Genomic DNA, 11569 nt, shown 5'->3' on the forward strand with positions numbered 1-11569 from the left:
CGCACTATACGGGCAGTCTTTTGACCTGTAAACCCCTGTTGTTAAAAAAGTTTAGGTTTTTTCCAGGTTTCTTCCACGCGGTGCCTTTTTTACTGGAAGATGCGGCAATGCGGGGCTGTCAAACCGTGAAATTTCCCGTTTCAATACGCGTATGCCAAACTAACCCTTATATAGACAAGGTGAAATTTCTCTAATGGCCGATTGGCAGTCCCTCGATCCCGAGGCCGCTCGTGAAGCGGAAAAATACGAAAACCCTATTCCCAGCCGCGAGCTGATCCTCCAGCACCTCGACGAGCGCGGCTCACCCGCCAGCCGCGAGCAGCTGGTAGACGAGTTCGGGCTGACCACCGAGGACCAGGTCGAGGCCTTGCGTCGTCGCCTGCGCGCCATGGAGCGCGATGCGCAACTGATCTACACCCGCCGCGGCACCTACGCCCCTGTGGATAAGCTGGACCTGATCGCCGGTCGCATTGCCGGCCACCGCGACGGTTTCGGCTTCCTGATCCCCGACGACGGCTCCGACGACCTGTTCATGAGCCCGGCGCAAATGCGCCTGGTGTTCGACGGCGACCGTGCCCTGGCCCGTGTTTCCGGCCTGGACCGTCGTGGTCGTCGTGAAGGCGTGATCGTCGAAGTGGTGTCCCGTGGTCACGAGACCATCGTCGGCCGCTACTTTGAAGAGGGCGGCATCGGCTTCGTGACGCCGGACAACCCCAAGGTCAATCAGGAAGTGCTGATTACCCCGGGCCGCAACGCCGGCGCCAAGATCGGCCAGTTTGTGGAGGTGAAAATCACCCACTGGCCGACCCCGCGCTTCCAGCCCCAGGGCGATGTGATTGAAGTGGTCGGCAACTACATGGCGCCGGGCATGGAAATCGACGTCGCGCTGCGCACCTACGACATCCCGCACGTATGGCCACAGGCCGTGCTGAAGGAAGCCGCGAAGCTGAAGCCGGAAGTCGAGGAAAAGGACAAGCAGAACCGCGTTGACCTGCGCCACCTGCCGTTCGTCACCATCGACGGCGAAGACGCCCGCGACTTCGACGACGCCGTTTATTGCGAAGCCAAGAGCAAGCTGCGCCTGTTCAATGGCGGCTGGAAGCTGTACGTGGCCATCGCCGACGTGTCCAGCTACGTCAAGCTGGGCTCGGCCCTGGACGAAGAGGCCCAAGTGCGCGGCAACTCCGTGTACTTCCCCGAGCGCGTGATCCCGATGCTGCCGGAGGAGCTGTCCAACGGCCTGTGCTCGCTGAACCCGCACGTCGACCGCCTGGCCATGGTCTGCGAGATGACCATCTCCAAGACCGGCGAGATGACCGACTACCAGTTCTACGAGGCGGTGATCCACTCCCATGCGCGCCTGACCTATAACAAGGTCAGCACCATGCTCGAGCACTCGCGCACCAGCGAGGCCAAGGCCTTGCGCGGCGAGTACGGCGATGTGCTGCCGCACCTCAAGCAACTGTACGCCATGTACAAGGTGCTGCTGGGTGCCCGTCATGCCCGTGGCGCCATCGACTTCGAGACCCAGGAAACCCGCATCGTCTTCGGTTCCGAGCGCAAGATCGCCGAAATCAAGCCGACCGTGCGCAACGACGCCCACAAGCTGATCGAAGAGTGCATGCTGGCCGCCAACGTGGCCACCGCCGAGTTCCTGCAGAAGCATGAAATCCCGGCCCTGTACCGCGTGCACGACGGTCCGCCGCCAGAGCGCCTGGAAAAACTGCGCGCCTTCCTCGGCGAGCTGGGCCTGTCGATCAACAAGGGCAAGGATGGTCCGTCGCCCAAGGACTACCGCGCGCTGCTGGAAAACATCCAGGACCGCCCGGACTTCCACGTGATCCAGACCGTGATGCTGCGCTCCCTGAGCCAGGCGGTGTACAGCGCCGAGAACAACGGCCACTTCGGCCTGAACTACGAGGCGTACACCCACTTCACCTCGCCGATCCGTCGCTACCCGGACCTGCTGACCCACCGCGCCATCCGCAGTGTGATCCGCTCGAAGATGGACACCCCGCACGTCAAGCGTGCCGGTGCCATGACCATTCCGAAAGCGCGCATCTACCCGTACGACGAGCCGGCCCTGGAGCAGCTGGGCGAGCAGTGCTCGATGAGCGAGCGCCGTGCCGACGAAGCCACTCGCGACGTGGTGAACTGGCTCAAGTGCGAGTTCATGAAGGACCGTGTGGGCGAGACCTTCCCGGGCGTGATCACCGCCGTGACCGGTTTCGGCCTGTTCGTGGAGCTGACCGACATCTTCGTCGAAGGCCTGGTGCACGTCACCGCGCTGCCGGGCGACTACTACCACTTCGACCCTGTGCACCACCGCCTGGCGGGCGAGCGCACCGGCCGTAGCTTCCGCCTCGGCGACACGGTGGAAGTGCAGGTGATGCGCGTCGACCTGGACGAGCGCAAGATCGACTTCGGCATGTCGGAAAAATCCGCCAGCGCACCCGTCGGTCGCAAGAATCGCCAGGCCGAAAAGCCTGAAGCGAAGAAAGCGCCTGAGCGCAAGTCGGCGGACAAGAAGCCGGCGGCCAAGTCCTACGACAAGCCCGTGTACGAAAAACCGGCACCGGCAGCGCCGCTGTCGAAGCCGTCGAAGCGCCCAGCCAAGTCCTCGGAGTCGGCCAGCGCCTACCGTGCGTCGGATGCCGCGGCCAACAACGCCGACGTGCGCAAGAGCCGTGAAATGAAAAAAGCGCTGCTGGCCGAGGCCAAGGGCGGCGCGGGCAAGCCGGCGCGTTCGGACAAGTCCGGCGGCGCCAGCAAGCCCACCACGCACCGCAAGGGCCCGTCGAAATCGGGCGCCCGTAAACCGAAGGCGAAGTCATGAGTCAGTTGGAAAAGATCTACGGCGTGCACGCCGTGGAAGCCCTGTTGCGTCACCACCCCAAGCGGGTCAAGCAGATCTGGTTGGCGGAAAGCCGCAACGACCCGCGCGTACAGCCGCTGATCGCCCTGGCCGCGGAAAACCGCGTGTCGGTGGGCCAGGCCGAACGTCGCGAGATGGACGCCTGGGTTGAAGGCGTGCACCAGGGCGTTGTGGCTGAGGTCAGCCCAAGCCAGGTGTGGGGCGAGGCTATGCTCGACGAGCTGCTGGACCGCACCGAAGGCGCGCCGCTGCTGTTGGTGCTGGACGGCGTGACCGATCCGCACAACCTCGGCGCCTGCCTGCGCACCGCCGACGCCGCCGGCGTGCTGGCAGTGATCGTGCCCAAGGACAAGTCGGCCACCCTGACCCCGGCAGTGCGCAAAGTCGCCTGCGGCGCGGCCGAGGTGATCCCGCTGGTGGCCGTGACCAACCTGGCGCGCACCCTGGAGAAACTCCAGCAGCGCGGCCTGTGGGTAGTGGGCACTGCCGGTGAAGCCGAGCAGGAGCTGTACCAGCACGACATGACCGGGCCGACCATCCTGGTGATGGGCGCCGAAGGCAAGGGCATGCGCCGCCTGACCCGCGAGCACTGCGACTACCTGGTGAAACTGCCGATGCACGGCAGCGTCAGCAGCCTGAACGTGTCGGTGGCCACGGGCGTGTGCCTGTTCGAAGCCGTCCGTCAGCGCAACACCAAGAAGTAACCCAACCCCCGTAGCAGCTGCCGAAGGCTGCGTCGCTGTCAAAAGGCGACGCCGCCTGCGGCAGCTGCTACGGGGATTTGCATTCCGGCGAAAGCTGTTCAAATATTCGCCAATTCCCTTGCTTGTCCCCACTCCCTTCTCTACAATTGCGCCCCTTGCCTCGACGGCAGGTGCCAGCAGTTCATCGCCATCACCTTTTCCGCGAGCAAGACATACAGTGTCATTCACTCCTTGTCTGACCGCCCTGGCGGCAGGCTACAACCCGTAAGGAGCATTCATGCGTCATTACGAAATCATCTTTCTGGTCCACCCTGACCAGAGCGAGCAAGTCGGCGGCATGGTTGAGCGTTACACCAAGCTGATCGAAGAAGACGGCGGCAAAATCCACCGTCTGGAAGACTGGGGCCGTCGTCAACTGGCCTACGCAATCAACAATGTTCACAAGGCTCACTACGTGATGCTGAACGTTGAGTGCACTGGCAAGGCCCTGGCCGAGCTGGAAGACAACTTCCGTTACAACGATGCCGTGATCCGTAACCTGGTCATCCGTCGCGACGAAGCCGTAACTGGTCAGTCCGAGATGCTCAAGGCCGAAGAAAACCGCAGCGAGCGCCGTGAGCGTCGTGACCGTCCTGAGCATGCTGACAGCGCCGATGGCGATGACAGCGACAACAGCGACGCCAGCGATAACGCTGACGAGTAATCCACGGACCTTTTGAGGAGCCAATTACATGGCACGTTTCTTCCGTCGTCGTAAATTCTGCCGCTTCACCGCTGAAGACGTGAAAGAGATCGATTACAAAGATCTCAACACCCTGAAAGCCTACGTATCCGAAACCGGCAAAATCGTTCCAAGCCGTATCACCGGTACCAAAGCTCGTTATCAGCGTCAGCTGGCCGTCGCTATCAAGCGCGCCCGCTTCCTGGCCCTGCTGGCCTACACCGACAGCCACGGCCGCTGAGACCGGGTCGTCGACAAGTAGCAAGGGATTGAATGCATGCGCGCCATAGCTGATTTCATCATGCGCGGACGCATGCAGGCCACCCTGGTGGTGGCCATATCGGCAGTCATGCCGCTGTTGTTCTGGTTGGGTGCTGCCGCGGGAAGCCTGGTGCTTCTGCGGCGCGGATTTCAGGATGCCAAGAGTGTCCTCGCCCTCGGCCTGCTGCCCGCTCTGGCGTGGTGGCTGCTGGGAAGCGACCACGACCCCCGCGCACTTCTGGTGCTGCTGGGCTCGGCGACCCTCGCGCACGTGCTGCGCTCGAGTGAGTCCTGGATCCGCGTGCTGCTGGTCAGCATAGCCCTGGGGTTGGTGTATGCAGTGGTGCTGGGCGCGGTTTTCCGCCCTCACATCGACGGCATGGCGCAGGAACTGTCAAAGGTCCTGCCCATGGCCCTCGGTGATCTCTACCAGCAATTGTCGGTAGAAGAGCGAGCGCGCCTGAGCGCACTGCTGCCACCGGTCCTGACCGGCCTGATAGCGGCCATGCTGCAGATTGTCAGCGTGCTGTGCCTGATGTTGGGCCGGTACTGGCAAGCGTTGTTGTACAACCCGGGTGGGTTCGGTCGCGAGTTTCGCACCGTGCGCATCCCGCGGGGGCCGGCATTGCTGCTGCTGGCGTGCATGCTAGTGGGGCCGAATTTCGGCACTCAACTGGCCATGCTCACGCCGCTGTGCAGTGTGCCGCTGCTGTTCGCAGGCCTGGCCCTGATCCACGCCCTGGTCGCTGCAAAGCGCCTGGCGCGGTTCTGGCTGGTGGGGCTGTACGTGACGCTGCTGGTGTTCATGCAGCTGATCTATCCGTTGCTCGTGGTGTTGGCCATTGTCGACAGCCTGATTGATTTTCGCGGACGTCTGGCGTCGAAAGACGCTGGCAATGCGAACGGTGAAGGTTAAAAGTTAGAGGATTTCCACATGCAACTGATCCTTCTGGAAAAAGTCGCCAACCTGGGCAACCTGGGCGACAAAGTAAACGTTAAGGCTGGTTACGGCCGTAACTACCTGCTGCCTTACGGCAAAGCTACCGCCGCGACCCCAGCCAACCTGGCTGCGTTCGAAGAGCGTCGTGCCGAGCTGGAAAAACTGGCTGCAGACAAGAAAGCTTCGGCTGAAACTCGCGCTGCCCAACTGGCTGAGCTGGAAGTGACCATCACTGCCACCGCCGGTGACGAAGGCAAGCTGTTCGGTTCGATCGGCACCCACGACATCGCTGACGCACTGACCGCCTCGGGCGTTGAAGTTGCCAAGGCTGAAGTTCGTCTGCCGAACGGCACCATCCGTAACGTTGGCGAATACGACGTTGCCGTGCACCTGCACAGCGACGTAGAAGCTACCGTACGCGTTGTTGTTGTAGCTGCTTAAGGCACTACCTATCGGCTGGCACCCTTGGGTAACAGCCGGTAACATTGGGCACGATCCTGTCTACAGGTCGTGCCCTTTGTCTTTCTGTACCCTCTGATTTCAAGTGGCCATGAACGAGATATCGCAACCCGAACAGTACGATCTGCAAACCGCCGCCCTCAAGGTGCCGCCGCATTCCATCGAGGCCGAACAGGCCGTGCTCGGTGGCTTGATGCTGGACAACAACGCCTGGGAACGCGTGCTCGATCAAGTTTCGGATGGCGATTTCTACCGTCATGACCACCGCCTGATCTTCCGCGCCATTGCCCGCCTGGCGGATTTGAACACGCCGTTCGACGTGGTCACCCTGCACGAGCAGCTGGACAAGGAAGGGCAGAGCACCCAGGTCGGTGGCCTGGGTTACCTGGGCGAACTGGCGAAGAACACGCCGTCGGTCGCCAACATCAAGGCCTATGCGCAGATCGTCCGCGAGCGTGCCACGCTGCGCCAGCTGATCAGCATCAGCAACGAGATCGCCGACAGCGCCTTCAACCCCCAGGGCCGCAACGCCGCCGAGATCCTCGACGAGGCCGAACGGCAGATCTTCCAGATCGCCGAGGCGCGGCCCAAGACCGGCGGCCCGGTCAGCGTCAACGACCTGCTGACCAAGGCCATCGACCGCATCGACACGCTGTTCAACACCGACGAGGCCATCACTGGCCTGTCCACCGGCTACACCGACCTGGACGAGAAGACCAGCGGCCTGCAGCCGGCTGACCTGATCATCGTCGCCGGCCGTCCGTCGATGGGCAAGACCACCTTCGCCATGAACCTGGTGGAAAACGCCGTGTTGCGCAGCGAGAAGGCCGTGCTGGTCTACTCGCTGGAGATGCCAGGTGATTCGCTGGTCATGCGTATGCTGTCTTCCTTGGGCCGCATCGACCAGACCAAGGTGCGTTCCGGCCGCCTGGACGACGACGATTGGCCGCGCCTGACCTCGGCGGTCAACCTGCTCAACGACCGCAAGCTGTTCATCGACGATACCGCCGGTATCAGCCCGTCGGAAATGCGCGCGCGTACGCGCCGCCTGGTGCGTGAACACGGCGACATCGGCCTGATCATGATCGACTACCTGCAGCTGATGCAGATTCCCGGTTCCAGCGGCGACAACCGTACCAACGAGATTTCGGAGATTTCCCGCTCGTTGAAAGCCCTGGCCAAGGAATTCAACTGCCCGGTGGTGGCGCTGTCGCAGCTCAACCGCTCCCTGGAACAACGCCCGAACAAGCGCCCGGTAAACTCCGACTTGCGGGAATCGGGAGCGATCGAGCAGGACGCCGACGTGATCATGTTCGTGTACCGCGACGAGGTGTACCACCCCGAGACCGAGCACAAGGGCATCGCCGAGATCATCATCGGCAAGCAGCGTAACGGCCCCATCGGCTTCATCCGCCTGGCCTTCATCGGCAAATACACGCGCTTCGAGAACCTGGCGCCAGGCAGCTACAACTTCGACGACGACGAATAACCCGCGTAGCAGCTGCCGAAGGCGGCGTCGCTTTTAAAAAACGACGCCGCCTTCGGCAGCTGCTACGGGGGTTTTTATCGAGCGGGCTGAATTCCGACAGTGGTCGTCGGAATTGGTCAAAATTTGTGCTATATTCCGCGCCCGCGTTTTTTCAACATGTAGCCACACGGTCATCGACATGCAAGCAGCCAAGCCGTTATTCGACTATCCAAAGTACTGGGCCGAGTGTTTCGGGCCAGCGCCATTCCTGCCCATGAGCAGGGAGGAGATGGATCAGCTCGGCTGGGATTCCTGCGACATCATCATCGTCACCGGTGACGCCTACGTCGACCACCCGTCGTTCGGCATGGCCATCATCGGCCGCCTGCTGGAGGCCCAGGGCTTCCGCGTGGGCATCATTGCCCAGCCCGACTGGACCAGCAAAGACGACTTCATGAAGCTGGGCGAGCCGAACCTGTTCTTCGGCGTCGCGGCCGGCAACATGGACTCGATGATCAACCGTTACACCGCGGACAAGAAAATCCGCTCGGACGACGCCTATACCCCTGGCGGCCTGGCGGGCAAGCGCCCCGACCGCGCCAGCCTGGTGTACAGCCAGCGCTGCAAGGAAGCCTACAAGCACGTGCCGATCGTGCTGGGCGGCATCGAGGCCTCGCTGCGCCGCATCGCCCACTATGACTACTGGCAGGACAAGGTCCGCCACTCGATCCTGATCGACGCCTGCGCCGACATCCTGCTGTACGGCAACGCCGAACGCGCGATCGTCGAAGTGGCCCAGCGCCTGTCCTACGGCGAGAAGATCGAAAGCATCACCGACATTCGTGGCACCGCCTTCGTGCGCCGTGACACGCCGCAGGGCTGGTACGAGGTGGACTCCACCCGTATCGACCGTCCTGGCAAGGTCGACAAGATCATCAACCCGTACGTCAACACCCAGGACACCCAGGCCTGCGCCATCGAGCAGGAAAAGGGCCCGGTGGAAGACCCGAACGAGCCCAAGGTCGTGCAGATCCTGGCCAGCCCGCGCATGACCCGTGACAAGACCGTCATCCGCCTGCCGTCGTTCGAGAAAGTGCGCGGCGACGCCGTGCTCTACGCCCACGCCAACCGCGTGCTGCACCTGGAAACCAACCCGGGCAACGCCCGTGCGCTGGTGCAGAAGCATGGCGAAGTGGACGTATGGTTCAACCCGCCACCCATTCCCATGACCACCGAGGAAATGGACTACGTGTTCGGCATGCCCTACGCGCGCATTCCGCACCCGGCGTATGGCAAGGAGAAGATCCCGGCCTACGACATGATCCGCTTCTCGGTGAACATCATGCGTGGCTGCTTCGGCGGCTGCACCTTCTGCTCCATCACCGAGCACGAAGGCCGCATCATCCAGAACCGCTCGGAAGAGTCGATCATTCGCGAGATCGAAGAGATCCGCGACAAGGTGCCAGGCTTCACCGGCGTGATCTCGGACATGGGCGGCCCGACCGCCAACATGTACCGCATCGCCTGCAAGAGCCCGGAAATCGAATCGGCGTGCCGCAAGCCGTCGTGCGTGTTCCCGGGCATCTGCCCGAACCTGAACACCGACCACTCGGCGCTGATCCAGCTGTACCGCAGCGCCCGTGCCCTGCCGGGGGTGAAGAAAATCCTGATTGCCTCGGGCCTGCGCTACGACCTGGCGGTGGAATCGCCGGAGTACGTCAAGGAGCTGGTCACCCACCACGTGGGCGGCTACCTGAAGATTGCCCCGGAGCACACCGAAGAAGGCCCGCTGAACCAGATGATGAAGCCGGGCATCGGCTCGTACGACAAGTTCAAGCGCATGTTCGAGAAGTACTCCAAGGAAGCAGGCAAGGAGCAGTACCTGATTCCATACTTCATCGCCGCGCACCCGGGCACCACCGACGAAGACATGATGAACCTGGCGCTGTGGCTCAAGGGCAACGGTTTCCGCGCCGACCAGGTGCAGGCGTTCTACCCTTCGCCGATGGCGTCGGCGACCGCCATGTACCACTCGGGCAAGAACCCGCTGCGCAAGGTCACCTACAAGAGCGACGCGGTCACCATCGTCAAGAGCGAGGAGCAGCGCCGCCTGCACAAGGCCTTCCTGCGCTACCACGATCCGAAGGGCTGGCCGATGCTGCGCGAAGCGCTGGAGCGCATGGGCCGCGCCGACCTGATTGGCCCGGGCAAGCACCAGCTGATCCCGCTGCACCAGCCGGCGACCGACACCTACCAGAGTGCCCGTCGCAAGAACTCGACGCCGGCCGGCAGCCACAAGGTGGCCAAGGAAACCCGCATCCTCACCCAGCACACCGGCCTGCCGCCGCGTGGCAGCGACGGCTCCAAGCCGTGGGACAAGCGCGAACAGGCCAAGGCCGCCGCCGAAGCCCGCGCCAAGGAAGCCGCCAAGGCCCGCCACGACGCAGCCAAGGGCGGCAAGGGCAAGAAAAAGCCTTCGCGTCAGCCCGTCCTGCCGCGCTGATGTGAAGCCGGGTGTAACCGAAAATTTCGGTTACACCCGGTTTTGCATTTCCCCTTGCGCCCCGCCGCCGGCCTACGCAATATTTCGTTGGGCCCCCACACCTGTAGCAGCGGCCGCAAGGTCGCGTCACTAACGCCGCATAACCCGTGACGCAGCCTTCGGCAGCTGCTACGTACCGCGCTCCTCCCACTGAACAAGGAACCGTCCAGTGAGCACCGCTCTCAATCCGTCCTTCACCACCCCCTCCCAGCACTTCGCCCGCCAGCGCATCGAAAGCCGCATCAACCTGCCACGCCTGTTCGCCGCCATCGACGCCGACCCCGGAATCGTCGGCGCCGGGGTGGTGTATATCGACAGCGATTTCAACGTGATCACCCTGCGCGAGTTCCAGCCGATCTGCAGCAAGGCGGTAAAACGGGTGATATTGCGTGAGGCCAAGCGCCACACTACGCCCGAGCAGTTCATCAGCCAGGTGCATAACGACGGCCGCGAGTCGCGGGTGTTGCAGGAGGCGCTCAACGCCGGGTTGGCCTGCACGGGGGCGGTGCTGAGCTGGGTGGTAATGCTCAGCGGCACCATTGCCGTGCCGTTCACGGGGGGCGCCAGTACCGTGGTGACCATCATCGGTTACAGCGCCGCCACTGCCAGCGGGCTGCAATGCATCGCCGGGGTAGGGCGCACGGCGGTATCGGCCTACGACCAGCAGGCCGTGGACGAACTCGACAGCAATGATTGGTACCAGGCGGTGTCGCTCATTCTCGATGGCCTGTCATTGGCCGGTGTCGCTGCATCGGCGGTGACGACGACCAGGCTACTCCTGCTGGTCAAGGCCAACACGGGCAGGCCGCTTCGCGCGGCCCTTCAGGGCCTTACCCGGCAGGAGCGCAAGCGGTTGACCAGCGAGCTGCTTGCGTTGAAAGACCCGAAGTTGACCCCCAGGCTGATGAAGCTGAGGCAAGCTGCCAAGACACTGGAGAAGCGCTACACCCCGGCCCAGTTCAAACACGCCACTATCACCCAGATCAGAGACTCGATCAGCGCGTCGTTGGGCCTGATAGGCAGCAGCCTGTCGGGCAACATCAACGTAGCCGTCGGGCTGTATGAGGAGGAGGGTGAATGACTGACCAGGATGGCTCGCTCAGCTGGATGGCAAAATATTACCCAGCGTTCATAGGTGTTGTTCTGTGCTGTTGCCTTGCGATTGGTACGGTAGTTGCCATTGTCGGCTTCTCCTACCTGGCCAACGTGCCGCTCAAGCCGCTCAAGGGGCCGGGGCTGCTGTGGGGCGGGGCATCGGTGGGTGTGGCAGTTTTCATCAGCCATTTCCTGATGGTCAGGGGCCGGCTCGCGGCGACCTGGGTTATTGCCGCCGTGTTGCTGGCCTGCCTTGCCACGGCGCTTCCCAGCTATTTCTACCAGCCGCCGCTCGGTGTCTTCGCGGTAGCGGTGTTGTCGCCGCTCACGGGGTTGTTGCTACTGAATTCGAGACGCCATCGCGAAATGCGCCAACACTTCCTGTGGCTGCGTCGGCAGCGATAACGCCTTGGCCAACCGCCTCCTTCGCTTGCGTCATGTGCCTGCCCGATAAATGTGCAACCCTTGCGATGCTAATCGGGCATGGCACGATCTTGGTGCTGT

10 protein-coding genes are annotated in these 11569 nt (G+C 62.8%); all 10 read left to right on the forward strand.

Annotated elements, in window-relative coordinates; all coding sequences use genetic code 11:
• Positions 1-193: 193 nt before the first annotated feature.
• The 10 genes from rnr to AC0J42_RS02950 all read left to right on the forward strand — a co-directional run bounded on the left by rnr (position 194) and on the right by AC0J42_RS02950 (position 11470).
• Positions 194-2836 carry a ribonuclease R gene (rnr, locus tag AC0J42_RS02905; protein WP_416422161.1) on the forward strand — a complete coding sequence of 881 codons (2643 nt, stop codon included), beginning with the start codon at positions 194-196 and terminating at the stop codon, positions 2834-2836.
• Entirely contained in the window at positions 2833-3579 is a 747-nt protein-coding gene (rlmB, locus tag AC0J42_RS02910; protein WP_416422162.1) for a 23S rRNA (guanosine(2251)-2'-O)-methyltransferase RlmB, read from the forward strand. The genes rnr and rlmB overlap by 4 nt, the downstream gene beginning before the upstream one ends.
• 277 nt (positions 3580-3856) lie before the next feature.
• Entirely contained in the window at positions 3857-4282 is a 426-nt protein-coding gene (gene rpsF / locus AC0J42_RS02915) for a 30S ribosomal protein S6 (RefSeq protein WP_027979704.1), read from the forward strand.
• Positions 4283-4310: 28 nt separating this feature from the next.
• A complete protein-coding gene (rpsR, locus tag AC0J42_RS02920) occupies positions 4311-4541 on the forward strand; it encodes a 30S ribosomal protein S18 (protein WP_008368574.1) in 231 nt (76 codons plus the stop codon).
• 36 nt (positions 4542-4577) lie between these two features.
• Positions 4578-5477 carry a YybS family protein gene (locus AC0J42_RS02925; protein WP_416422163.1) on the forward strand — a complete coding sequence of 300 codons (900 nt, stop codon included), beginning with the start codon at positions 4578-4580 and terminating at the stop codon, positions 5475-5477.
• A gap of 18 nt (positions 5478-5495) precedes the next feature.
• On the forward strand, positions 5496-5942 hold the full coding sequence (gene rplI, locus AC0J42_RS02930; RefSeq protein ID WP_416422164.1) for a 50S ribosomal protein L9: 447 nt from the start codon (positions 5496-5498) through the stop codon (positions 5940-5942).
• Between the two features lie 109 nt (positions 5943-6051).
• The gene (gene dnaB, locus AC0J42_RS02935) at positions 6052-7449 is read left to right on the forward strand and encodes a replicative DNA helicase (protein WP_473005202.1); all 1398 of its coding nucleotides are present in this window, start codon (positions 6052-6054) and stop codon (positions 7447-7449) included.
• A 178-nt stretch (positions 7450-7627) separates the two neighbouring features.
• Positions 7628-9931 (forward strand): YgiQ family radical SAM protein, encoded by a 2304-nt coding sequence (locus AC0J42_RS02940; RefSeq protein ID WP_473005203.1) that lies wholly within the window; start codon positions 7628-7630, stop codon positions 9929-9931.
• Positions 9932-10139: 208 nt separating this feature from the next.
• Positions 10140-11051: an NAD synthetase gene (locus AC0J42_RS02945; RefSeq protein ID WP_416422167.1), complete on the forward strand. Its 912-nt coding sequence runs from the start codon at positions 10140-10142 to the stop codon at positions 11049-11051.
• Complete coding sequence (locus tag AC0J42_RS02950) at positions 11048-11470, forward strand: hypothetical protein (RefSeq protein WP_416422168.1); 423 nt, start codon at positions 11048-11050, stop codon at positions 11468-11470. The genes AC0J42_RS02945 and AC0J42_RS02950 overlap by 4 nt, the downstream gene beginning before the upstream one ends.
• Positions 11471-11569 lie beyond the last annotated feature (99 nt).

The organism is Pseudomonas sp. Tav-5-1A, from assembly GCF_055755055.1.